Origin of the sequence: Mycoplana rhizolycopersici, assembly GCF_013378445.1 — a bacterium.
Lineage (GTDB): Bacteria > Pseudomonadota > Alphaproteobacteria > Rhizobiales > Rhizobiaceae > Mycoplana > Mycoplana rhizolycopersici.
The window spans coordinates 314529-338677 of sequence record NZ_JABXYK010000003.1; the positions used below are offsets into that span (position 1 = coordinate 314529).

A 24149-nucleotide genomic window follows, 5' to 3' on the forward strand; every position below is an offset into this window, starting at 1 on the left:
TGCCGGAGAACGGCCAAGGCCCGATCGCCGCGCGGGGCCTCCGGTTCCGGGCCTGGGCGCCCCATCAAAGTACAGATCCGGTAGGCGCCATTAACTTTCACGCAAGGAATTAACCATAAACATGGATCAACGCGTCGGAATGGGAACTTGCACCATTTCCCACTCAGGCATGATGCCGTACCGCCCGTACCGGTTTCGACCCGGTATCAAGCTTCACCGAATCTGCCCGTGGATGGGCGCCTGGCTGCCTTGTCGCTGCCGGCCTACGCGACTTTGCCTGCTGGCTGCAGGTAACGGGCGCGCAATCCTCCCATCGGCTGTTCACCGGCTTGGCCAGCAATTGGCCGGGAAAATGCATCGTGCGTGGAGACTGGAAAGTGCAGGAAGTGCCAGCAGAACAAACTCAGACGGGGCAGGCGGCCAGCCTTCGCGACCGTTTGAGATTCGCTGGCCTCGAACCGTCCCACGGCGAGGTGCTGCGCCATCACCGCCAGACGCTGGAGCGGCACGTCGAAACTGCGCTCCGCGACCTCTTTCACCGCTTCCAGTCCTATCCGGACGCTGCGCGCCTCTTCCAGAGCGAGCGCGCGATCGACCGTCTTCATGACCTTCACGCCTCGCACTGGAGCGTGCTGACCGATGCGCGCTTCGACGGCCTCTATGCCGAGCGCGTCAAGGTCCTGGCGGACGCAGAGAGCCAGATGGGCCTCGATCCGCGCTGGCGCCTGTCCGGCCAGACGGTCGTCCTCGAACACGTCATCGACGGCCTCATCGAGGAATACTGGCCGAAGTCACTGCTTTCCGGCGCGCGCAATCCGCGGCGCAAGGAGCTTTCCGATATCCTCACCGCCTTCGTGCGCGTCGCCATGGTCGATGCCGAGATCGGCGTGTCGCTGCGTTTCAACGAGCTGCGCCACAGCCATCATCGCGCCATGGGCGAACAGCGCCAGGCCGATCACGGCGCGCTCGATACCGCCTTCGGCGAGGTCATCCGCAGCCTGGCCAATCTCGATTTCACCCACAAGACCGGCGAGCAGATGCCTGATAGCTGGCGCGAGCTGGCCGGTTCGCTCGACGGCGCGCTTGAAGACATCGGGCAACATCTTGCCGCCGCCGCCGAACGCGGCGACGCATCCGACGCGATGTCGCAGGCCCTCTCCGCGCAGGCAAACCAGCTTGCCGAGCGGTCAGCCGCACAATCCGCGAGCCTTGCAGGCACGGCCTCGACGCTGGGCGACATTACCGGCAGGCTCAAGGCCAATCTTGGCGAGACGCGCAAGGCGGAGGACGCGGCGCAATCGACCCGCAGCTCGGCCGAGCAGAGCGGCCGCATCGTCGGCGAAGCGATGTCGGCCATGGCCGATATCGAGGCCTCGGCCGAAAAGATCGGCCAGATCATTGGCGTGATCGACGAGATCGCCTTCCAGACCAATCTCCTGGCGCTGAACGCGGGCATCGAAGCCGCACGTGCCGGCGACAGCGGCCGCGGCTTTGCCGTCGTAGCCCAGGAAGTCCGTGCACTGGCGCAGCGATCGGCAGATGCCGCCCGCGAGATCAAGCAACTCGTCACCGGCACCAAGGCGCAGGTCGAGGCCGGCGTGGACCGCGTCAACCGCACGCAGGATGCGATCGGCGGCATCGTTCAGCAGGTCACCGGAATAAACGACGCGATCGCCGGCATTGCGCGGCGTAGCGGCGAGGAAATGGCCGGGCTCGAAGCGGTCGCCGGCGAACTCGGCAGGCTCGGCACCCAGGCCGGCGCCGACAGCGAGCTTGCGAGCAGCATTGGCCGCTCGGGTGAGGATTTACAGATGGTGATCCTCGAACTGGGCCGGACGATCCGGAAGTTTCACGTCCGCCAGCCGGCTCCGGCAGGCGACGCTTCCGCGCGCCCGGCGCGGGGCGTCCAGGAGCTTTCGCGGATGGCCGTTCCGGCGCCCGCCCGCGCCATCGGCTATGGGGGATGAGGCATGCGCCACGATCGCCCGCGACACCATTTTTCCAGCCGCCGCAGCAGACGCGAGATCGTCGGCTGGTCGGCACATGTTTCGATGAACCATTCCCTCAACGCTGACAGAAACAAACAAGGAGCGCAGTGATGGCGAGCAGGAAGGCCGCGCAGAAAAGCCTGAGCCTGGCACCCGTGCTGGATCTCAACGAGGCGACCGCTCTTCGCGACAAGCTGATGGCGCTCAAGGGCAGCGACCTGACCATCGACGCCTCGGCCGTCGAGCGCGTCGGCACGCTCTGTGCCCAGGTCCTCATGGCCGGGGCCAAGACCTGGGAGGCCGACAAGCGCAACTATACGTTTGCCAAGGCGTCCGAGCCCTTTTTGAAGACGATGCAGCTCATCGGCGTCGATATTGAACACCTGCTGGCCAAGGAGACTCAGCAATGAAGAAGAAGGTGCTTACCGTGGATGATTCACGGACGATCCGGAACATGCTTCTGGTGACGTTGAACAATGCCGGGTTCGAGACGATCCAGGCTGAGGACGGCATCGAGGGTCTCGAGGTCCTGGAGCATTCCAATCCGGACGTCATCGTCACCGACATCAACATGCCGCGCCTCGACGGCTTCGGCTTCATCGAAGGGGTACGTCGCAACGAGAAGTACCGTGCGATCCCGATCCTCGTGCTGACGACCGAAAGCGATGCGGAGAAGAAGAACCGCGCGCGCCAGGCCGGCGCCACCGGCTGGATCGTCAAGCCGTTCGACCCCACCAAACTGATCGATGCAATCGAGCGCGTGACCGCTTAAATCGAGGTTCTTCCCGATGGACATGAACGAAATCAAGGAGATTTTCTTCCAGGAATGCGAGGAGCAACTCGCAGAACTGGAATCCGGTCTCTTGAAGATGAATGATGGCGATCGCGACCCGGAAACCGTCAATGCGGTTTTCCGTGCGGTGCACTCGATCAAGGGCGGGGCCGGTGCCTTCGGCCTCGACGATCTGGTATCGTTCGCCCACGTTTTCGAGACCACGCTTGATTGCGTTCGTTCCAACAAGCTCGAGCCGAACCAGGACGTCCTGAAGGTGATGCTCAAGTCGGCCGACGTGCTGGCCGACCTGACCAATGCCGCGCGCGACGGCGGCGGCGTCGACGAGGCGCGCAGCAGGCAGCTGATCCGCGAACTGGAAGCGCTCGCCAACGGCGAGATGCCGGCAGCCAGCGAGCCACCCGCGGCCAAGGCTGCCCCGGCTCCGAAGGCGTCGGCCCCCGCCCCGGCGGCACCCACCCCGGCAACTGCAGCCACGAGCGAGGATGGTTTCCAGCCGATCCCCTTCTCCTTCGATGATTTCGACGGCGAGGAACAGCCTGTCGCGCCTTACGTGCCGACCTGCGAGGTGCTGTTCGTACCCAAGCGCGACCTCTATGCGAAAGGCAATGAGGCGACGCTTCTGCTGCGTGATCTCTCCCGCCTTGGCGAGATGAGCATCCGCTGCGACATGGACAAGTTGCCCCTTCTCCAGGACATGAACCCGGAAGAGGCCTATTTCTCCTGGAAGATCTCTATCGCGACCGACAAGGGCGAGGACGGCGTGCGGACCGTCTTCGAATTTGCCGAGTGGGACTGCGATCTCGAAGTGCGCACGATCGAGGACGAGCCGGAAGCCGTTGCCGGAGACGACGAGCAGCCGATGCAGCCGGTGCCGTTCGACCTTTCCATCCTCGACGATGCCTCCGACGTTCCCGCCGAAGACGAGCCGCCCGTGTTTGAGCAGCCGGTTGCGCCCGCTGCGGCCGTCGAGGTCGCGAGCAATGTCGTCAAATTGGCCGAGGCGCCGAAGGCGGAAGCGCGCGCGGCCCTCGCCGCCTCGCCGGCAGCAAGCCAGGCTGCGGCCAATGCAGCCGCTTCCACGGCCGCCGCGCCGACCATCCGCGTCGATCTCGACCGTGTAGACCGCCTGATCAACCTCGTCGGCGAGCTCGTCATCAACCAGGCGATGCTCTCCCAGAGCGTGATCGAAAACGACAACAACGGCGTCTCCTCCATCAACATGGGGCTGGAGGAGCTGCAGCAGCTGACCCGCGAGATCCAGGACTCGGTCATGGCGATCCGCGCGCAGCCGGTGAAGCCGGTGTTCCAGCGCATGTCGCGGATCGTGCGCGAAATCGCCGATGCGACCGGAAAGTCGGTTCGCCTCCTCACCGAGGGCGAAAACACCGAGGTCGACAAGACGGTCATCGACAAGCTGGCCGAACCGCTGACCCACATGATCCGCAACGCCGTCGACCATGGCCTGGAATCGCCGGAGAAGCGCGAGGCGGCCGGCAAGAATCCGGAAGGCACGGTCCGACTGACGGCAAAGCATCGCTCCGGCCGCATCGTGATCGAGCTTGCCGACGACGGCGGCGGCATCAACCGCGAGAAGGTCCGTCAGAAGGCGATCGACAACGACCTGATCGCCGCGGACGCCAACCTCTCCGACGAGGAAATCGATAACCTGATCTTCCACGCCGGTTTCTCCACCGCCGACAAGATCTCCGACATTTCCGGCCGCGGCGTCGGCATGGATGTGGTCAAGCGCTCGATCCAGGCGCTCGGCGGCCGCATCACCATCTCGTCGAAGCCGGGCCAGGGCTCCGTTTTCACCATGAGCCTGCCACTGACGCTGGCCGTCCTCGACGGCATGGTCGTCACGGTTGCCGGTCAGACGCTCGTCGTGCCGCTGACGGCGATCGTCGAGACGCTGCAGCCGGAGGCTTCCGCCATCCATTCCTTCGGCGCCAGCCAGCGGCTGATCTCCATCCGCAACTCGTTCTGCCCGCTGGTGGACGTGGGCCGGATCCTGAATTTCCGCGGCACGCAGGCAAATCCGGTCGAAGGTGTCGCCCTGCTGGTGGAATCGGAAGGCGGCGGGCAGCGTGCGCTCATGGTCGATGCGATCCAGGGCCAGCGCCAGGTCGTCATCAAGAGCCTCGAGGCGAACTATACCCATGTGCCCGGCATCGCCGCCGCCACCATCCTTGGCGATGGCCGCGTTGCGCTCATCCTCGACGTGGACGCGGTCGTCGCAGCTTCTCGCGGCCAGCCCCTGAAACAAGAAATGTCCCTCGCAGCGACCGGTTGATCAGATGACGTACGCAGCCAAGACACTGTCGGAAGGTCGGGAGCTCATCGCTTTCCGCATCGGCGATCAGGAGTTCTGTGTGAACATCATGTCGGTGCGGGAGATCCGTGGATGGACCCCCGCAACGCCGATGCCGCACGCGCCGCAATATGTGCTGGGCGTGATAAACCTGCGCGGCGCTGTGCTGCCGATCATCGACCTGTCTCTTCGTCTCGGCTTGAAGGCGGCAGAGCCAACCGTTCGCCACGTCATCATCGTGGCGCAGGTCGGCCAGAAGGTCGTGGGCCTGCTGGTGGATGCGGTCTCCGATATCCTCACCATTACCGACGAAAACGTTCAGCCGACGCCCGACATCGCCAACGAGGCGGCCAGGAACTATGCCCGCGGCATCCTTGCCATCGAGGGACGCATGATCTGCATGATAGAGCTCGAGGCATTGTTCCCGCAGATCGAAAGTGAAGCAGCATGAAGACGATGCCCGCTTTCGAGGCCAGGCTGAACCCGGACGAATGCCTGGCGACCGGAGAATATCCGCTGACGCGCCGCGACCTCTCCGAGATCGCCGCGATGATCTATGCCGATGCCGGCATCCACCTGAACGAGACGAAGGCCTCGCTGGTCTATTCGCGGCTGTCCAAGCACATCCGCAGTCTCGGCCTGAAGGGTTTCCGCGAATACTGTACGCTGGTTTCCTCGCCGGCGGGATCCGCGGCGCGCCGGGAAATGCTGTCGCACCTGACGACGAACTTCACCCGCTTCTTCCGCGAGAACCATCACTTCGATCATTTGAGAAACGAGGTGCTGCCGGATCTCATTGCGCGGGCCAAGGCCGGCGGTCGCGTCCGCATCTGGTCGGCGGCATGCTCCGACGGCCAGGAACCCTATTCGATCGCGCTGACGGTGCTCTCGCAGTTTCCGAACGCGACGGACTACGACTTCCGCATCCTCGCGACCGATATCGATCCGAAGATCCTCGCACTTGCCCGCGCGGGCGCCTATGACGCCGCTGCGCTCGAGACGGTCAATCCGGCGATGCGCAAACAGTACTTCCGCGAGGTGACGGTCGACGGTCGACAGAAGTGGCAGGTCGACGACCGCGTCAAGAAGCTGATCACCTACAACGAGCTGAACCTGATGGCGCAGTGGCCGTTCAAGGGGCCTTTTGACATCATCTTCTGCCGCAACGTCGTGATCTATTTCGACGAGCCGACGCAGATGAAGATCTGGACGCGCTTTGCCGGCATGCTCGCCGAGGGCGGGCATCTCTATATCGGCCATTCCGAGCGCGTTTCCGGCGAATCCAAGGGGCTGTTCGACAACATCGGCATCACCACCTATCGCTACACCGGCAAGGGAAGGCGCGCATGACCACTCCCGCACGCGTTCTCGTCGTCGACGATTCGCCCACCATGCGCGGCCTGATTACGGCCGTCCTCAATGCCGATCCCGATGTCGATGTCATCGGCCAGGCGGGCGACGCGATGGAAGCGCGCAACGCCATCAAGCAATTGAACCCCGATGTCGTCACGCTCGACATCGAGATGCCGAACATGAACGGTCTGGAGTTTCTGGACAAGATCATGCGGCTTCGCCCGATGCCGGTCATCATGGTTTCGAGCCTGACGCATCGCGGCGCGGACGCGACGCTGGCAGCGCTCGAAATTGGCGCCTTCGATTGCGTCGGCAAGCCGCAACCCGGTGACGCGCGACCGTTCGGCGACCTCGCCGAGAAGGTCAAGGCGGCTGCGCGTTCCCAGCGGCGCTCGGTGCCGTCGGAACCGGCCGCGGCTTCGCAGGCCGCTGCAAACGGCAATGCTGCAAGTGCCTACCGTTCCGGCCGCAAGATCGTGGCGATTGGCGCTTCGACGGGCGGCGTCGAGGCCTTGATCGCGGTCCTGCAGAAATTTCCGGTCAACTGCCCGCCGACCGTCATTACCCAGCACATGCCGCCCACCTTCACCAAGAGCTTCGCCGAGCGCCTGAACCGCCTCTGCGCGCCGCGGGTGGAGGAGGCGACGGACGGCGCGCGTTTGGAAATCGGCAAGATCTATCTCGCCCCCGGCGGCGAGCGGCATCTGCAGGTCGCCAACGTCGCGGCGCCCTGCTGCCGGCTTCTGGATCGAGACCCGGTCAACGGCCATCGCCCTTCGGTCGATGTCCTGTTTGATTCGGTTGCCGAACTTGCCGGCCGCAATGCCGTCGGTGTCATCCTCACGGGGATGGGACGCGACGGCGCGGCCGGGCTATTGAAGATGCGCCATGCCGGTGCCCGCACCATAGGACAAAACGAAAAGACTTGCGTGGTCTATGGGATGCCGCGGGTGGCGCATGAATTGGGCGCGGTGGAGCACCAGCTCCCGCTGGCGTCCATTGGGGAGGAAATCTTGAAGCTCACTGCCGCCCGTAGAGAAGGGAGCGAATAATGTCTATCGCTGAGAAAATTAAGGTTCTAATCGTCGACGATCAGGTCACCAGTCGTCTGCTGCTCGGGGACGCGCTGCAACAGCTCGGCTTCAAGCAGATTACTGCGGCAGGTGACGGCGAACAGGGCATGAAGATCATGACCCAGCAGCCCCATCACCTGGTCATTTCGGACTTCAACATGCCGAAGATGGACGGGCTGGTCTTCCTCCAGCACGTGCGCGCCAATCCGGCGACCAAGAAGGCGGCCTTCATCATTCTGACGGCGCAGGGCGACCGCGCGCTCGTGCAGAAGGCGGCAGCCCTCGGTGCCAACAACGTGCTCGCCAAGCCGTTCACCATCGACAAGATGAAGGCTGCTATCGAAGCCGTATTCGGGTCCCTGAAATGACAACAGATGTTGCTGCCCGCCGGGTTCATGTGATCCAGGGCGAGTACAAGGTGGTGTCCGATCCCGACGTCGTGCTGACGACGATCCTGGGGTCCTGCGTGGCAGCCTGCATGCGCGACCCTGTCGTGGGTGTTGGCGGCATGAACCATTTCCTGCTTCCGGGCTCGGTTGAGGCGATGGCTGCGGGCGGGGATGCCACGCGCTATGGCGTGCATCTGATGGAACTGCTGATCAACGGCCTGCTGAAGCAGGGGGCGCGGCGCGACCGGCTAGAGGCGAAGATCTTTGGCGGAGCGAAGACGATCGCCCGCTTTTCGAACGTCGGGGAACAGAACGCCCTCTTTGCGCGCCGGTTCCTGATGGACGAAGGCATCAGGATCGTCGGCGAAAGCACAGGCGGCGAGCATGGACGCAAGCTCGAGTACTGGCCGTCCAGCGGCCGCGCCCGCCAGCATGCTCTGACCGGTGCAGAGGCGCAGCGTACCGTGGCTCAGGAACAGCGACCGGTCATCGCGCCGAAGCCGGTTGAAAGCTCGATCGAATTCTTTTGATGCCGCAAGCGGCGTCGAATACTGGCAATGGGTGTGCCCGCAGGCACGGGTCCGAAGATGGGCCGTGCTGCGGTGGAAGTGGGGAAGCCATGAAGTCCGATCATCTCTATAATACGCCCGTCATGGAAGAAGCCCTTCCCGCCGTCCTCATGCGCGTCGTATCCGAACTGCACGACGTCGCCTATCTGATCGAGCGCATTGAACCGCAGCTTGCCGACCTGCATCCCGAGGCGGGTCAGAACACCGCCGAGCGGATGATGGTCCTGCAGGGGATCGATCTGGCGGTCCAGAAGGCCAGGGGACTTGCAGAGTTCCTGGGACACGTCACGGCGGACATGCCGGAGGGCTGGGCGGTCGACGTGACCACCGCACTCAACCTGGTCAAGCTCACCGATATGCAGAAGGCGCTTGCGAGCCCGTTCCTGCGCGCGGAACATTCGCAGCCGATCAACAAGGCTGCCGGGGACTTCGAAGCTTTCTGATTCGAGCTGTCGCTTGTCGAGCCGACCCGCTGCGGCAGGGTCGGCGGGCTTTGCCCGAAAGTGCCGGGCGATCCGCCACATTTTGGTAAACACTTGAATCGTCGAGAAAATAGCAGATTGTGAGCCTGGACGGGCCGGATACTGGCCGTCCCGTCGCGCCTTGTTCCCGCGAAACGCTCGCGCAAGTTTCACCGACTAGTTTCCCGAACGGATCATCTAGATCTGCGTAATTCTTGGGGCTGATGGGCCGTTGGCTGCGGCGCCTTACCAGGGTTGGGCAATGTAAACTGAGCGGGTCTGCCATTTCTTGGCCAAATGGTGATCCGGGAAAGTTCGTGCGGGAACAGAATGAATCTGTTGGATCAACTAAAGAGTATAGGCAAGAATCTGGCTTCGCTCGGGCAGGCGAAGCTGGCGCTCATGGCAGGGGCGGGGGTCGTCACGCTCGGCCTGGTGCTTGCCGCCGCCATTTTCGTCAACAAGCCCGCCTATGAAACCCTGTACGTCGGGCTCGAAAGCTCTGACATGCACCAGATCAGCATCGCACTGGCCGAGGCCAGTGTCGATTTCCAGACCGGAACCGATGGTGCCAGCCTGCAGGTGCCTGTCGGGCAGACCGGCAAGGCCCGTCTGCTTTTGGCAGAGCGCGGCCTGCCCAGCAGCTCCAACTCCGGCTACGAACTCTTCGACAATGTCGGCTCGCTGGGCCTGACGTCGTTCATGCAGGAGGTGACGCGGGTACGCGCCCTCGAAGGCGAGATCGCACGGACCATCCAGCAGATCAGCGGCATCGCCGCCGCTCGCGTCCATATCGTCATGCCGGATCGCGGGAATTTCCGCCGCGCCGAACAGCCGCCGACGGCTTCGGTCATGATCCGCGCCAGCGGCACCGCCGGCCGCAAGGCCGCAGCCTCCATTCGCCATCTCGTCGCCGCCTCGGTTCCCGGGCTGGAAGCGGAGCATGTGACGATCCTCGATTCCGCTGGCCAACTGCTGGCCTCCGGCGACGATTCCGAAAACAACTCCCTTAACCGCTCGCTGAACATCGTGCAGTCGGTCCAGGAAGACGTGGAGCGCAACATCGAAAAGGCGCTGGCGCCATTCCTCGGCATGGACAACTTCCGCGCCAGCGTCATGGCGGCCCTGAACACTGATTCTCAGCAGACACAGGAGACCGTCTACGATCCGGAATCCCGCGTCGAGCGCTCCGTCCGCGTCACGCGGGAATCGCAGCAGTCCAACCAGAGCCAGTTGCAGCGTCCCGCTACGGTCGAACAGAACATTCCGCAGGGCGGCCCGGATCCGGGCGTCGGTCCGCAGTCGAGCGATCAGGCTGATAAGAAGGAAGAGCAGACCAACTACGAAATCAACAGCAAGACGGTAGCTACCATCCGCAACAGCTACCAGGTCGAACGTCTGTCGGTGGCCGTCGTGGTCAATCAGGGCCGGGTTGCCGCACTCGTCGGCGAAGGTGCCGATCAGGCCAAGATCGATGCCTATCTCGCGGAGATGCAGAAGATCGTCACTTCCGCTGCGGGCCTCAATTCCGATCGGGGCGACGTTGTCACGCTGACGGCAATGAACTTCCTCGACAACCAGTTGCTCGACGAAGCCGTGCCGGGGCCGGGCGTGATGGAGACGTTGGCACGCAACCTCTCCACGATCATCAATGCGCTGGCCTTCGTCGCCGTCGCCTTCCTGGTGGTCTGGTTCGGCTTCCGTCCGGTCGTCCGCTCCGTCACCGGCGCTGCCAACGACAATGCCCTGGAAGCTGGCGCAGGTGGTCTCGAACTGCCCGACTTCTCGCCTGCGGTCGGCGTTGGTGCCGGCGGTGGCGCATTGATGGACGGCTTCGGCTCCGACTTCGGCTTCGACAGTACCGACGACCTGCTCAGCGCCGGCGATGACAGCGACAGCGTCTTCAACCGCCGCGTCAAGGAAGGGCCGGAGCGGCGTCTGGCCCGCATGGTCGAGATCAGCGAAGAACGCGCTGCGAAGATCCTGCGCAAATGGGCGGAAAACCAGGCCGCAGCCTGATCCCCGTCACTACGCAATCAGTGAAATCCCGCCGAAAGGCGGGATTTTTGTTTGGCAGGATCCGTCCACGACCCATGCCGATTGCTTCCCCGAAGTCTCACCGACCGATGGTTGTTCGCTCCGCACTGCCGTCAGCTGCTCCCGGCGTAGAAGATCGCGTCGCGTTTTGAAGAATGGGTGTGACTCAAAAGCGACGGTTTTCTTCAATCGCCCGTCGTACTCTCGTAACGTCAGGCATAAATCTTGCCCTAAAATTGCAACTGACAAAAAAATGTGATGGCGAGTGATCCGCACGACATCGACGGAATTTCGCGGCGCTGTGTACACATCTGTCTGCAAGAAATTGCCGCGCATGCGGACAAACACTGAAAATGTTATTATTAACAAAAGTTTAACATCACGTCCGTTGTCGCATAGGTTGCTGTTCGGCAAGTCGCGCGAATCGATTCATGAAATCGAGTGGAAGTAAATCCCCAGGTGAGGCCTGTGGCTTTTGATTCGGTGCCCTGTACACTTTAGTGACTGATTCGTTTGGTGAATCTCGCCCATGCGGCTTGATCGCACACGCTACCGATTATCCGGTGCCTGTTGCGAGGGGAAGCGAGAGGCGCCAGTCGAATTCGGCAACGGGGGCTATTATGGAAACGATCAGGGCGGATGTTACGCTCCGGGAATCCTATGGATTCTCTGCGGTGGCCGGTGAACGAAAGAGTGCGCGCGACCTTCTGCTTCAGCAGCTCGGCCGCTGCGCGGACCGAGCGAGCCTCCCGGCGGGCTTGCGGGCACTGACCCGTTACGTCAGCGCCAGCCACTATCTCCTCGTCAGGCACGACAGGACTTTCGATACCGATATCGATTTTGTGGTCGCCTCTGACTGGCCCTTCGACATGGTCCGCAATATGGCGGCGGCGATCGGTAACGTCAGTTCAAGGATGAGCGAGATCGATCGCTGCAGCAGCCTGATGCAACCGGCCTTCGTGCAGCTTGCCGACGACATCGCGGTCCCCGCCGGCATCAGCCGAGAATACTGCGCGATCACCGTGAACGTAGGCCGCGTTCGAATGACGCTGCTGCTGCTGTTTCCGGAACACTTCATCCTTTCGCAGACGAGCCTGCGCGACGTGGGGCTCCTGACCGGCTATCTGGCGAGCCTGTGCTGCAAGCCGTCCGCGCGCCAGGACCGCGATTCCGAGTTGACCGATCGGGAGATCGAGTGCCTTTATTGGATCGCCGAGGGCAAGACGAGCGACGAGATCGCCGTCATTCTCGGCATCTCCCGCAACACCATCAACAACTACATCACCAGCGTGATGCGCAAGACCGCGACGAAAACGCGTTCCGAAGCCATCGCCTGGGCGGTGCGAAACAACCTGGTCTGAGGGAGAAAACGCAATTGGAGTTCTCCCAGCAAACGCCGCAGTCGCCGGAAATACGGATATCCAAGATCTCGCGGACGAAGCGCTGCACCGATGTCGTGGGCACCCTGCAGCATATGCAGAAGGTGATCGGCGCCAAGCATTTCGCGGTGCTGCGTCTGATCGGCCAGGGAGTGCCATCCGCCCGTCGGTTGAGCTGCACCTATAGCAGCTGGGCCGCCAATGCCGGCACCGAAGCGCGGCTGATCGTGGAGGCCTATGGCGAGGCCCTGATCGCCCATCTCGATACCTCGATGTTGCCGGTCTTCTGGGAGGGGCGGGACGCGGGCTGCGCCGTGCAATCGCCAAACCTGCTCTCCTTCATGAAGTGCCTGCCCGTTCGTTGCCTGGCCACCTCCGGACTGGCTTTCCCGGTTCGCCTCGGCTCGAACGGCAACGGCTACGTCGTCTTCATGGCCGAGCACCTCGAGGTCGCAAGTGATACCGTCCTGGACATGCATATGCGCGCCGGCCAGCTCATGCTTGATCTGCTGGCGGCGGACGAGAAGCGGATACAGCCGGCCGAAGCGCTGAACGAGCGCGAAATCGCCTGCCTGCAAATGGCCGGCGACGGCTGCATCAGCGAGGCGATCGCCGACAAGCTCGGCCTGTCGGTACACACCGTGAATGCCTATCTCGGCACCGCAACGACCAAGCTGGACGCCGTCAACCGGATCCAGGCGATCGCCAAGGCGATCCGCCTGGGTTACATCCGCTGAAGCGCCATCAGGCGCCCGATCTGCGGCTAGTGGCTAAGCGCTGAAGGCGAGCTCGAACGCCGGAACTGTGCGTCCTTGAGGCTCTCGGCCAGAAGGTGCGTGTTGTCTTCCGGATCGTGCGACGGATTCTCGAAAGCGACGTGCGTGATCTCGACGCCTGCCTGCTCGCTGCCGAGTTGCAGGCGGGCATAGACCGTGCATCCGCGCGGGCGCAGTTCCAGGTCGAGGATCACTTCCGGTTCGCCGCCCCAGTCGAGCTTGTAGTCGCCGCCGGCGCCGAACACGACAGTGCCGGGCAGGAAGTAGAGTTCAGCGGCCGAAGAGACAAGGTCGGCAAGGTTTCCGTAGCACTCGAACCGTAGCAGCGACACAAGATCGGCCGCGTCCAGCAGCCGCAATTCCGATGCAACAGGGCCGATCGCCTCGGCTACAATCCTCTCGCGCTGGGCAGAATAGGTGCACTTTCTCATCGGATCTCGTTTACCCGTCTCGTTTGGGGCGAAGCTGCGTAGACCCGGTGAATCAGTTCCGCCACTGCCTTGTAGAACACCGGTGGAATGACACTATCTACCGAGACTTGCGCAAACATGGAGCGTGCAAGGGGTGGATCCTCGAAAACGGGAATGCCATTCTCCTCTGCAAGCTCGCGAATCTTCAGCGCCACGAGGTCCTGGCCCTTGGCAACGACAATCGGCGCATCCTGCTCCTCGCGCACGTAGCGTAGCGCGACGGCGAAGTGCGTGGGGTTGGCGATGACGAGCGTCGCGCGCGGCACGGCGGCGATCATGCGCTTTCGTGCACGATCGCGCTGGATCGAGCGCAGCCTGCTCTTCACGATCGGGTCGCCCTGCGCCTGTTTATGCTCTTCCTTGACCTCCTGCTTGGTCATGCGCAGTTCCGAATACCAGTGGTGCCGGGTCCAGGCGAAATCGATCACCGCGATGATTGCGGTTGCGAACAGAACGATGACCAGGATCTTGTTGGCTTCCTTGGCAAGAATCGCAAAGATCGCTGCCGGATCGCTGAACATGGCGTTCAGCGTCGCGAAGTAGTCGTCCCAAAGCACGAGGACGACGACGACGGAGACGACGCCGACCTTGATCAGGGATTTGCCGAATTCCACCAAACCCTGCTTGCCGAAGATCCGGGTGAATCCGCTGATGGGCGAAAGCCGCGACATCTGCGGCCGCACACGCTCCAGTACGGGGCTCGGCATGTTCTGGAACACCGAGGCAGCGATGCCGAACAGCATCATCATGGCGAGCACGGGCAGCAGCATCGCGCCGGCCTCCCAGCCGAGATGGCGGAAGAGCGCCACGACGTCGGTGCTGGTCTCCAGGTCCCAGGCTTCCGGCTGTTCGAAGAGATCGCGCAGGCTTTCGGCCACGCGCATGATGCCGCCGGGCAGGAAGAAGACCAGGAAGATGTAGATTGCGACGGTCGACGCGAACACGGGCACTTCGCGCGCGAACGGTGTATTGCCCTTTTCAGCCGCATCGCGCAGCTTCTTCTCTGACGGGTCTTCTGTTTTACTGTCCTTGTCCTCGTCGGACATGGATCCTACTCCCGCAATGCACCCGGACAGCGGTCGTGGGAGCTGCTTGCATCCGCTCCCGTACCCGTTGGCCCATCAAAAAAGGGACCCGAATCTTTTCAGAATCGGATCCCTGGGACGCTTGTTGCTGAAGGCGAGCAAGTCAAGCCGCATCAGGCGGCGGCGGCCCTTTCGTCCTTCTCTTTCAACTGAATCTGGCCGGCAGCGGCCAGGCGGATCGCCTCCTGCGTGATCGAGCGGCGGGCGATGGCCACTTCGCGCGGATTGCCCTGGTCGCCGACGGCGAGATCCGATTCGATCATGCGGCGCTGGCGCGCGCCGATCGACGACAGGACTGCCTCGCGCAGTTCCATAGGGGTGCCGCGGAGCGCCGCGGTGATGATATCGCCGGCAACGTCGTTGAAAAGCGCGACCCGGCTCTTCTGCGGCATGGCCAGGATGTCCTCGAAGAGGAAGATCTTCGGGCGGACCTTCTTGACCGAGGCCGTGCTGATGGACTCCAGCGAGGCGAGCAACTCGTCCACCTGGTTCTTCTCCATCTCGTTCATCATCTCCGCGACCTTGTTCGAGCCGGGCGAGTTGCGCTCCGATTCGAAGGCATTCATCATTTCGATGACGCGGTTTTCGATGATCGCTGCAGCCTTGGGGCTGACATCCTTCAGGTTGACGGTGCGGTTGATGATATCCGCGCGGTTTTCCTCCGGCACTTCCAGAAGGACCTTGGCGCCGAAGCTCGAAGGCATCATCGACAGGATGTAGGCGATCGTCTGGGCGTGTTCCTTGAGCAGGAAGCGGCTGATGAAAGCGGCATCGGCATCCTGGAGGCGGTCCCAGATCGTGGTCTCGTAGGCCTGGAAGGCGGTGCGGCGGCCCAGAAGCCCGTCGACCTCGTCCGGCGTCAGACCCTCTTCGAGGATGCTCTCCATCATCTTGGCATTGTCCATCAGGCCAGCGCCCTCAGTGAAGAGGTCTTCGAACTCGTTGACCAGTTCGAGCAGTTCGTGGGGCGGGATCGGGCGCAGGTTCTGCGCCGCCGCGATAATCCCCTGCAGCTCGCTCTGCGTGAAAAATTTCAGGAGCTTGCCCGCCACGGGCTTGCCCATGGCCAGAAGAACCGCTGCCGCCTTGTCGACCGGGTTGAGCGGTGCGCCGACAGCGGTGCTGCCGAAGTTTTCGAAATCCATCATGGATGCCTCCTGAAACCTTTCATCGGTGTCAGATATTGTCAGCTTTTGGTTGTGTTCTTGATCTCGAGAAGCTTCACGCCGAAGCGCGTGTCATCGTTCTCAAGCACGGTGATCTCGCCCCGGCCGATAACGCGACCGTTGACCATCACCTCGACAGGTTCGCCGATGCGGCGGTCGAGCGCGATCGTCGCCCCTTCGGTGAGGTTCATGAGGCCCGAAACCGGCATCTGCGAAGAACCGAGCACGATCTGCAGGTCGATTGGAATGTCCATGATCAGGCCGAGATTGGCTTCCATGGCGCTGCCCGGGCGTGGGGTGATTTCTTCGAAGCTGGAGCCGCCGAAGTCGTTGCCGGCGGAAAAGTCGCTGCCGCCGAAGTCGCTGGTCCCGGTTGCGCCAAAGTCCATGCCAAACCCGGTCTCGCTCTCGTTCGTGCCGAAGTCGTCGCCGAATGCCGGAACCGCATCGCTGGCGGCGGGCGCGGCGAAGTCCATGTCGAAGTCTGTCGTGGTGCTGCTGGTGGCGTCTTGCTTCAAGACGCCGCGCAGGTCATCGATCGCCTGTTCGAGTTCGGCGTCATTTGCAGTGATGGAGGACGCAAGGTCGTCCGCGAGGGGAGCTTTTTTCGGTGCCATGTGATCACTATTCCATTTGAAACTTGCCCGAGGCCTTCTGCCCGGTCTGGTCCTACCCGATGATGTGTTGCAGCAGCTCGTCCTCCGAGCCGTAGGTGTCCTTCACCCGGACGGTGTAGCGCGCGCCGGAGCGACCGAACTCGCAGACATAGAGCTTGCTGCCGTTGGCACTGACGTCGACGCGCACATCGTTTGCGTCGTGGAAGGGAATGATGTCGCCTGCCTGCAGGCGACTGACGGTGTCGAGCGTCTGGCTCTCCAGCCGGATGCGGGCCTGGAGCGTCACTTTCGAACGGCGGACCTGCTCGCTCAGCTGATCGCTCCATTCCTTGCGGGACTTGGCGATGCTGGCGGGCCGTGGCGGCTCGATCTTCGATTTCAGGAGCGCCTGTTGCGGAGCCACGAGATAGAAGGTGGACAGGACGGGGCCGATGCCGACGGACATTTTTACGGTAGCGGCGAACGTATCCTCCGAACCGTCGGCGGTAGCCTTCCGGCCTTCGACGTTGTAGGCGGGGCCGATCACCGGCTCGTAGCCGTTGCCGTCGCCGACTGCCGTCGCCAGCACACCTGAGACCCGGTCGAAGATCATGGCGGCGACGTCGAGTTCGATCTTCGACAGCGGACGCGGTTCCGGTTCCTCGATCGAATCGCTGACAGCTCCCAGCATGTTCTCAACGAGCGTGATGACGAAGGGGCTGTCGCAGACGACTGCGTACTGATCGCTCCAGTTGCGCAGTGCGCAATCGGAAACGGCCATCGCACCGCCGAGGCCGGAGATGAGCTGGCCGTAGCGACCGACCTCGTAGCCGGCATAGGTGACGGCGACGTCGAAACCCAGTTCGCTGGAGAACACGTCGGGGAGGAACTCGGCCAGGACCTCGCCGAGGCTCGCGCATTGCTTGGAGATGGTCTCCCGGTCCCCAAGCTGTCCGAGGAGGCGGGCGAGGACGATCGGATCGTGCTTCTGTTTGGCGGAGGCTGTCATGTCGTTCCTGCTCCTTTAGGCGGCCTTCGCATCGCCGCCGCCAGGGTTCATCATTTCCTGCTCGACCGCATCGATCGACGGACGTTCGTAGGAGGAGATCGTCTTGCGGCCATATTCCAGCGCGACCTGCGGGACGGAGCCGTTCATGTATGCAAGCAGGGTCTGCTTGACGATGATGTACAGGCGGTTCTGCTTGGTACGGACCGACTTGATGTTGGCGGTGATCGGCGAGACGATGGAGTAGGACAGGAAGACGCCGAGAAGCGTGCCGACCAGTGCGGCTGCGATCTTGCCGCCGAGGATTTCCGGCGATTCGTTGATCGAGCCCATGGCCTTGATGACGCCGAGAACCGCCGCGACGATACCGATCGCCGGGAAAGCGTCACCCATCGTGTTCAGTGCATTGTAGGGCTTCATCTTGTCATAGGTGATGGTCTGGATTTCTTCGTCCATCAGCGCCTCGATCTCGTGCGAACGGGCGTTGCCGATGATGATGAGCCGGACATAGTCACAGATGAAAGACGTCAGTTCCTTGTTCTGCAGGACCGTAGGCGCCGCCTGGAAGATCGAGGACTCCTCCGGGTTGTCGATATGGGCTTCGATCTCGTTGCGCGACTTGGTGCGCAGGTCGCGCATCAGGCTGTAGAGAACGCCGAGCGTATCGAGATAGTGCCGCTCCTTCGGGACCTTGTGCTTGAAGGCCTCGCCGAGCGCCTTGCCGGTCTCCTTCACCACCTTCATCGTGTTGGCCATGATGAAGCCGCCGATGCCGGCCCCGCCGATGATGACGAGTTCGAACGGCTGGTTGAGGACCTCAAGGTGCCCTCCCATGGCCATGTAGCCGCCGAGCACGCAGCCGAAGGTGACAATCAAACCGATGATGATATTCATTGTAAGCCCACAAGCCTCGACAAATTTCCGACCCTGCCTGAATAGGGTTCGAGCCTTGTGTGAGGCTGTACCTCCAGCGATTTCGCAAACGTCTGTGCTTACAGGTTCGCGCAAGCCAGCGCAGGCAGTTTGGCGCCGAATATGAGGGGCGGTATGCCCGTGCGAAAGCGGAAGGCGCGGTATCCATCGTGACGACGACCTACACCAGCTACAAACTGATCGCGGCCGATCTCGCAACCTCGCTCGACCGGGTTGCCAAGCAGCCGGACGTCAAGCGCGAAACAGAATATTACCTGTCGAAGATCGGCTCGATCAAAACCATCGACGAGTTCTTCGCCGACAGCCGTCTCTACAACTATGCGATGAAGGCACATGGCCTTGAAGACATGGCCTATGCCAAGGCCTTCATACGCAAGGTGCTGACGGAGGGCGTCGACAGCGACGACGCCTTTGCCAACAAGCTCTCCGACAGCCGCTACAAGGAACTGGCGGAATCCTTGAATTTCGCCCGGAACGGCGAAGCGGCGACGAGTTTCGACCGCGCCCAGAAGGGCGTCGTCGACAAGTACAACCGCCAGACGCTCGAAGTGAATGCCGGCAGCGAGAACACCGGCGTCCGGCTTGCGCTCTATTTCGAGCGCATGGCTTCGTCTGTCACCAGCGGCTACTCCATCATCGCCGACGATGCGATCTCGCAGGTGGTCCGCACCGCGCTCCAGTTGCCCGACGAGTTCGTCGGGACCGACGTCGACCGGCAGGCAGCCTATTACGAGGACGTGCTGGCCATCGAGGACTTCCAGGATCCAGTGAAGGTGGGCAAGCTTCTCGAGCGTTTCACCGCGATGTGGGAACTCGACAATCCGTCCGGATCCTACGACCCGCTGACGGCCTTCCAGTCGTCGAGCCTGACGGGCATTTCGACCGACCTTCTTCTTTCCATCAACAATCTCAAACTCGGAGGCCGCTGATATGGAAACCGGGCTTTACGTCTCGCTTTCGTCCCAGATCGCTCTCGATCGCCGCCTCACCACGCTGGCCGACAACGTCGCAAACGCCAACACGGTGGGTTTCCGTGCAACGGAGATCAAGTTCAACGACGTCGTCGCCGACAACGGCAAGGCCAAGGTCGCCTTCGTGGACCAAGGCAAGGAATTCCTTTCGACCAAGAGCGGCGGCCTGACCGAGACCAACGGCATGCTCGACTTCGCCATCCGCGGCGACGCCTGGTTCGCCGTGGAGACGCCTTCCGGCCAGACGCTCACCCGCGACGGCCGTTTCACGCTCACCGACAATGGCGATCTCGTCACGCTGAACGGCCATCCGGTGCTGGATGCCGGCGGCGCGCCGATCCAGATCGACGGCAATGCCGGACCGATCAAGATCAGTGCCGATGGTCAGCTGAACCAGAACGGACAGCCTGTGGCCGCGCTCGGTCTCTTCGAAGCCGATCTTTCCGCCGGCTACGTCCGTGCGGGCAACAGCGGCATCATCCCGAACACAGCACCGGAACCGGTCGTCGACCGTATCGATGCCGGCGTTGCGCAGGGCTATGTCGAGGAATCCAACGTCAACGCGATCGCCGAGATGACACAGCTGATCACCGTCACCCGCGCATTCGAGAGCATCAATGCGCTGCTGCAGAAGAGCGAGTCCTCGATCGACAGCGCGATCAGGACTTTCGGCGGCAGCCAGTAAGCCGGCATGACGATGGCGACGGACACGGCACAATCTCGACCGGCGACAGGCGATGGAGCGCGCAAGCTCAACGCTTTGGCCGGGCTGGTGAAACGATACTCCAATCCGGACAGTTCGGTCGCCCACGGCGGCCATGTCCAGACGATCGCTGCCGGCAACTATACCGTCAGCGGATTGTCGCGGCATGTCAGGCTTGGCGAATTCGTCGCCCACCGCAGCCCCACCGGCATCCATCTCGGCGAAGTCGTGCGGGTGGAACAGGAGACGGTGGTGGTCTGCCCCATCGAACCGGGCGAGCCGATCGGCATCCATGACACGGTCATTCGCAAGGGCGCGTTCCGAGTGGCGCCGGCCGCGTCCTGGTGCGGCCGAACCATCAATGCGCTGGGCGAGCCCATCGACAACCGCGGACCCCTGACGCAGGGCGACGTGCGCCGTTCTATTTCCAACACGGCGCCCCCGTCGATGACGCGAAAGCGCGTCGAGACGGGGTTCACCACCGGCGTTCGCGCGATCGACCTCTTTGCGCCCCTGTGCCTCGGCCAGCGCCTCGGCATCTTCGCCGGCTCGGGCGTCGGCAAATCGACGCTGCTTTCGATGCTCGCGCGGGCCGATGCCTTCGACAAGGTGGTGATCGCCCTTGTGGGCGAACGCGGCCGTGAAGTGCGTGAGTTCATCGAGGATACGCTCGGCGACAACCTGGCGAAGTCCGTCGCCGTGGTCGCGACCAGCGACGAAAGCCCGATGCTGCGCAAGATGGCGCCGCTGACGGCGGTGACGATCGCGGAGCATTTCCGCGACCAGGGCGACAACGTGCTCCTGATCATCGACAGCGTCACGCGTTTCGCCCATGCGATCCGCGAGGTGGCAACCGCTTCCGGCGAGCCGCCGATCGCGCGCGGCTACCCGGCATCGGTCTTCACCGAACTGCCGCGCCTGCTGGAGCGGGCCGGCCCCGGCGCCGAGGGCACCGGCACGATTACCGCGATCATCTCCATCCTCGTCGACGGCGACAACCACAACGACCCGATCGCGGACTCGACCCGCGGCATCCTTGATGGCCACATCGTGCTCGAACGCAGCCTTGCCGACGAGGGACGCTACCCGCCGATCAATCCGCTGTCTTCGATCTCGCGTCTGGCGCGCAAGGCCTGGACGCCCGATCAGGAGAAGCTGGTGGCCCGGCTGAAGGCGCTGATCCATCGCTACGAGGAAACGCGTGACCTTCGCCTGATCGGCGGTTATCGCCCGGGCAGCGATCCGGACCTCGACATGGCGATCAAGCAGGTTCCGATCATTTACGACGTGTTGCGGCAGACACCGAACGACAAGCCGGCGGCGGATTCGTTCGCAGACCTTGCGATCGCGCTGCGCAACGCTCCCGCTAACCAGCCGAACGGCGCAGGCAACGCTAGGGCAAGAGGTTAGAGATGACTGATTTTGATGCCGACAAGGCCGTGCCGCCGCTGCGACGGAGCGAAGTCCGTGGCAGAAGCTTCACAGATCGTCTGCTCATCGCATCAGGCGTGACGCTCGCCGCTCTTGCGGCCTTCTTCCCTTGGTACGTCTTCCTCAATCCGCAGGAATTTTCCATTCCGCCGCTCTGGCAGGATGCGCGGCGCGATCTGCCGGACACGCCTGCAAAGGACGTCGTGAGCGTTTCGCCCGCAGCCATGGTCGATAACGACGATGTCGCCCCCACGCCGGAACTCGATCCTGTTCGCACCGCGACCGTTCCCAATCTCGGCCGGGAAGGCGCGCGCGGCGCAGCGCCCAGCGCCCCGATCGAACAGCCGCTTCCGCCGCCGACCGGCTTTCGCCTGATGCACGTCGCCAATGGTCGCGCAATGATCGAGGACGCTTCGGGTATGTACATCGTCCGCGTGGGGTCGGTCCTGCCCGACAACAGCAAGCTCGCCACGCTTGAACAGCGCGAGGGCGAATGGGTGATCGTCACGTCGAAGGGCGACATCTACAAGCGCCGCTGATTCGCGCAGCCTTCCATTGTCGCAAGCCGCCGGCCCGTCCGGCGGCTTTTTGCGTTTCTGTCGCCTGAAATGCCTGGAAATTCGGGAGCCAGCGAAAAGGTGAGATCCCGGCAAGTCCCACGCAAGTTTAGCCCCCTAGGTTCAGGTCAACAAAATGGAGTTTGCCGCCATGCAACCAATTCAATTCTTCGAGCTGGCTTCCAAGCAGGCCGATTGGCTCGCTGTGCGCCAGTCCGTGGTTGCCGGAAACATCGCCAATGCCAATACTCCCGGCTACCACGCGAAGGACGTGACGCCCTTCCAGTCGGTCCTTGAAAAGACTGGCATCCAGATGGCGGCCACCAATCCGATGCATTTCACGGAAGGTTCGCTCAGTAACGAGGTGACTGATGTCTCCGCCAACGAAGACGTCGGCGTCCAGATCTCAGGCAATTCCGTGGGGCTTGCGGAAGAACTGATGAAGCAGGGCCAGGTCAAGCGCGAGTACGAACTCAATGCCGGCCTGGTCAAGGCGTTTCATCGCATGATGCTGATGACTGTCAGGACGTAAAATGGATCCCCTAGTCGCCTCAATGAAAGTCGCTGCCTCGGGTCTCGAGGCACAATCCACCCGCATTCGCATCGTTTCGGAAAACCTGGCGAACGCCCGCTCGACCGGCGATGCGCCCGGTGCCGATCCCTACCGTCGCAAGACCGTGACCTTCGTCTCGGAACTCGATCGTGCCGTCGGCGCATCGCTGGTGGAGGTCGATCGCCTGGCGGAAGACGAGGGCGATTTCTCCACCGAGTTCGATCCGGGCAATCCGGCGGCCGACGAGAAGGGCATGGTGAAGCTGCCGAACGTCAACGTGCTGGTTGAAATGGCCGACATGCGTGAGGCCAACCGTTCCTACGAGGCCAACCTGCAAAGCATCAAGCAGTCGCGCGACCTGATCAGTGCGACCATCGACCTCCTGAGGGCATCGCAATGATTGAATCGCTGAAGAGCGTCAGCTCGCTCACTCTGTCGTCGCCGCTGGGCGGCGCGATGACGGAGAATTCCGTTTCCAGCACCGCCTTCCAGCCAGGGCTTGCGCAGAACGTCCAGAACGCGCCGCAGTCGATGAGCTTCGCCCAGGTCCTCGGCGATATGGCGAGCGATGCGGTGGGCAGCCTGAAGGCAGGCGAGACCAAGTCTTTCGAGAGCATCCAGGGCAAGGCCAACACCCGTGAGGTCGTCGATGCCGTGATGACGGCGGAGCAGACACTCCAGACGGCGATCGCGATCCGCGACAAGGTCGTCACCGCCTATCTCGAAGTCGCACGCATGCAGATCTGAAGGAACGTGCCATGAAAGCTCTCGCTATCGCCGCAACCGGCATGAACGCGCAGCAGACCAATCTCGAGGTCATCGCGAACAACATCGCCAACATCAACACGACCGGCTTCAAGCGCGCCCGGGCGGAATTCTCCGACCTGCTCTACCAGACCGAGCGTGCGCAGGGCGTTCCGAACCGCGCCAACCAGGCAATCGTTCCCGAAGGCGCGATCATCGGCCTCGGCGTCAAGACGGCCGCTGTGCGCAACCTGCACATCCAGGGCTCGTTGACCCAGACGGGCAACTCTTTTGACGTCGCCCTCGTCGGCCGTGGCTGGTTCCAGATCGAAGCGCCCGACGGCACGATGCTCTATACGCGCTCCGGCGCCTTCAACACCAACGCCGACGGCCAGCTTGTGACGCTGGACGGCTACACCGTTTCTCCGGGGATCACCGTTCCCCAGGATGCGACGGAAATCATCATCAACCGTTCGGGCCAGATCTTCGCCACCGTGAACGGCGAGGATCAGGAACTCGGCCAGCTGACGCTTGCGAACTTCGTCAACGAGGCCGGCCTCGAGCCGATGGGCGAGAACCTGTTCCGCGAGACCGAAGCATCGGGTGCGGCCACGGTCGGCGCGCCGGACGAAAACGGTCTTGCCTACCTGCAGCAGAACTACCTCGAAGCCTCCAACGTCGATCCGGTCAAGGAAATCACAGACCTGATCTCGGCGCAGCGTGCCTACGAGATGAACTCCAAGATCATCCAGGCGGCCGACGAAATGGCGGCCGTGGTCAGCAAGAACCTCCGTTAATCGAA

At 62.7% G+C, this 24149-nt stretch carries 27 protein-coding genes; 21 read left to right on the forward strand and 6 right to left on the reverse strand.

From position 1 onward, the window contains the following. The first annotated feature begins 386 nt into the window (after positions 1–386). The 13 genes from HV823_RS06745 to visR all read left to right on the forward strand — a co-directional run bounded on the left by HV823_RS06745 (position 387) and on the right by visR (position 13093). Positions 387–1967, forward strand: coding sequence for a globin-coupled sensor protein (locus HV823_RS06745; protein ID WP_210270715.1), 1581 nt, complete (start codon positions 387–389; stop codon positions 1965–1967). A gap of 131 nt (positions 1968–2098) precedes the next feature. Beyond that, positions 2099–2398 (forward strand): STAS domain-containing protein, encoded by a 300-nt coding sequence (locus tag HV823_RS06750; RefSeq protein WP_176948961.1) that lies wholly within the window; start codon positions 2099–2101, stop codon positions 2396–2398. Further along, the gene (cheY1, locus tag HV823_RS06755; protein ID WP_097141916.1) at positions 2395–2760 is read left to right on the forward strand and encodes a chemotaxis response regulator CheY1; all 366 of its coding nucleotides are present in this window, start codon (positions 2395–2397) and stop codon (positions 2758–2760) included. The genes HV823_RS06750 and cheY1 overlap by 4 nt, the downstream gene beginning before the upstream one ends. Positions 2761–2776: 16 nt before the next feature. Continuing rightward, a complete protein-coding gene (locus HV823_RS06760; protein ID WP_176948962.1) occupies positions 2777–5077 on the forward strand; it encodes a chemotaxis protein CheA in 2301 nt (766 codons plus the stop codon). 4 nt (positions 5078–5081) lie between these two features. Next, complete coding sequence (locus tag HV823_RS06765) at positions 5082–5546, forward strand: chemotaxis protein CheW (protein WP_176948963.1); 465 nt, start codon at positions 5082–5084, stop codon at positions 5544–5546. Then, positions 5543–6445: a protein-glutamate O-methyltransferase gene (locus tag HV823_RS06770; protein WP_176948964.1), complete on the forward strand. Its 903-nt coding sequence runs from the start codon at positions 5543–5545 to the stop codon at positions 6443–6445. Before HV823_RS06765 ends, HV823_RS06770 begins: the two co-directional genes overlap by 4 nt. Beyond that, positions 6442–7500: a protein-glutamate O-methylesterase CheB gene (cheB, locus tag HV823_RS06775; protein ID WP_176948965.1), complete on the forward strand. Its 1059-nt coding sequence runs from the start codon at positions 6442–6444 to the stop codon at positions 7498–7500. The genes HV823_RS06770 and cheB overlap by 4 nt, the downstream gene beginning before the upstream one ends. After that, the gene (locus HV823_RS06780) at positions 7500–7889 is read left to right on the forward strand and encodes a response regulator (protein WP_097141921.1); all 390 of its coding nucleotides are present in this window, start codon (positions 7500–7502) and stop codon (positions 7887–7889) included. The genes cheB and HV823_RS06780 overlap by 1 nt, the downstream gene beginning before the upstream one ends. Then, on the forward strand, positions 7886–8440 hold the full coding sequence (gene cheD, locus HV823_RS06785; RefSeq protein WP_176948966.1) for a chemoreceptor glutamine deamidase CheD: 555 nt from the start codon (positions 7886–7888) through the stop codon (positions 8438–8440). Before HV823_RS06780 ends, cheD begins: the two co-directional genes overlap by 4 nt. 89 nt (positions 8441–8529) lie before the next feature. Then, positions 8530–8922 carry a chemotaxis protein CheT gene (gene cheT / locus HV823_RS06790; protein ID WP_176948967.1) on the forward strand — a complete coding sequence of 131 codons (393 nt, stop codon included), beginning with the start codon at positions 8530–8532 and terminating at the stop codon, positions 8920–8922. Between the two features lie 348 nt (positions 8923–9270). Then, complete coding sequence (gene fliF, locus HV823_RS06795) at positions 9271–10959, forward strand: flagellar basal-body MS-ring/collar protein FliF (RefSeq protein ID WP_176948968.1); 1689 nt, start codon at positions 9271–9273, stop codon at positions 10957–10959. A 638-nt stretch (positions 10960–11597) separates the two neighbouring features. Continuing rightward, positions 11598–12338: a transcriptional regulator VisN gene (gene visN / locus HV823_RS06800; protein WP_176948969.1), complete on the forward strand. Its 741-nt coding sequence runs from the start codon at positions 11598–11600 to the stop codon at positions 12336–12338. A 14-nt stretch (positions 12339–12352) separates the two neighbouring features. Further along, on the forward strand, positions 12353–13093 hold the full coding sequence (gene visR / locus HV823_RS06805; RefSeq protein ID WP_246300950.1) for a transcriptional regulator VisR: 741 nt from the start codon (positions 12353–12355) through the stop codon (positions 13091–13093). Between the two features lie 26 nt (positions 13094–13119). Here the strand turns inward: visR and HV823_RS06810 are convergent, their stop codons facing one another. From HV823_RS06810 to motA, 6 genes are all read right to left on the reverse strand, one after another. Continuing rightward, positions 13120–13563, reverse strand: coding sequence for a hypothetical protein (locus tag HV823_RS06810; RefSeq protein WP_176948970.1), 444 nt, complete (start codon positions 13561–13563; stop codon positions 13120–13122). Further along, positions 13560–14648 carry a flagellar biosynthesis protein FlhB gene (flhB, locus tag HV823_RS06815; protein ID WP_176948971.1) on the reverse strand — a complete coding sequence of 363 codons (1089 nt, stop codon included), beginning with the start codon at positions 14646–14648 and terminating at the stop codon, positions 13560–13562. The genes HV823_RS06810 and flhB overlap by 4 nt, the downstream gene beginning before the upstream one ends. 152 nt (positions 14649–14800) lie before the next feature. Further along, positions 14801–15835, reverse strand: a complete 1035-nt coding sequence (gene fliG / locus HV823_RS06820; protein ID WP_176948972.1) for a flagellar motor switch protein FliG — start codon at positions 15833–15835, stop codon at positions 14801–14803. Positions 15836–15873: 38 nt separating this feature from the next. Next, a complete protein-coding gene (fliN, locus tag HV823_RS06825) occupies positions 15874–16470 on the reverse strand; it encodes a flagellar motor switch protein FliN (protein ID WP_176948973.1) in 597 nt (198 codons plus the stop codon). Between the two features lie 52 nt (positions 16471–16522). Further along, a complete protein-coding gene (locus tag HV823_RS06830) occupies positions 16523–17458 on the reverse strand; it encodes a FliM/FliN family flagellar motor switch protein (protein WP_176948974.1) in 936 nt (311 codons plus the stop codon). A 15-nt stretch (positions 17459–17473) separates the two neighbouring features. Then, positions 17474–18349 (reverse strand): flagellar motor stator protein MotA, encoded by an 876-nt coding sequence (motA, locus tag HV823_RS06835; protein ID WP_176948975.1) that lies wholly within the window; start codon positions 18347–18349, stop codon positions 17474–17476. Positions 18350–18537: 188 nt separating this feature from the next. On the opposite strand from motA, the gene HV823_RS06840 reads away from it, so the two are divergent. The 8 genes from HV823_RS06840 to flgG all read left to right on the forward strand — a co-directional run bounded on the left by HV823_RS06840 (position 18538) and on the right by flgG (position 24144). Then, positions 18538–19317, forward strand: coding sequence for a DUF1217 domain-containing protein (locus HV823_RS06840; RefSeq protein WP_176948976.1), 780 nt, complete (start codon positions 18538–18540; stop codon positions 19315–19317). 1 nt (position 19318) lies between these two features. Next, a complete protein-coding gene (gene flgF / locus HV823_RS06845; RefSeq protein ID WP_176948977.1) occupies positions 19319–20044 on the forward strand; it encodes a flagellar basal-body rod protein FlgF in 726 nt (241 codons plus the stop codon). A gap of 6 nt (positions 20045–20050) precedes the next feature. Continuing rightward, on the forward strand, positions 20051–21472 hold the full coding sequence (gene fliI, locus HV823_RS06850; RefSeq protein WP_425487640.1) for a flagellar protein export ATPase FliI: 1422 nt from the start codon (positions 20051–20053) through the stop codon (positions 21470–21472). A gap of 2 nt (positions 21473–21474) precedes the next feature. Beyond that, on the forward strand, positions 21475–22032 hold the full coding sequence (locus tag HV823_RS06855; protein WP_176948978.1) for a flagellar protein: 558 nt from the start codon (positions 21475–21477) through the stop codon (positions 22030–22032). Positions 22033–22201: 169 nt separating this feature from the next. Further along, positions 22202–22582, forward strand: coding sequence for a flagellar basal body rod protein FlgB (gene flgB / locus HV823_RS06860; protein WP_176948979.1), 381 nt, complete (start codon positions 22202–22204; stop codon positions 22580–22582). Position 22583: 1 nt separating this feature from the next. Further along, on the forward strand, positions 22584–23003 hold the full coding sequence (gene flgC, locus HV823_RS06865) for a flagellar basal body rod protein FlgC (RefSeq protein ID WP_176948980.1): 420 nt from the start codon (positions 22584–22586) through the stop codon (positions 23001–23003). Next, positions 23000–23350, forward strand: a complete 351-nt coding sequence (fliE, locus tag HV823_RS06870) for a flagellar hook-basal body complex protein FliE (protein WP_176948981.1) — start codon at positions 23000–23002, stop codon at positions 23348–23350. Before flgC ends, fliE begins: the two co-directional genes overlap by 4 nt. Before the next feature lie 11 nt (positions 23351–23361). Further along, positions 23362–24144, forward strand: coding sequence for a flagellar basal-body rod protein FlgG (gene flgG, locus HV823_RS06875; protein WP_176948982.1), 783 nt, complete (start codon positions 23362–23364; stop codon positions 24142–24144). Positions 24145–24149 lie beyond the last annotated feature (5 nt).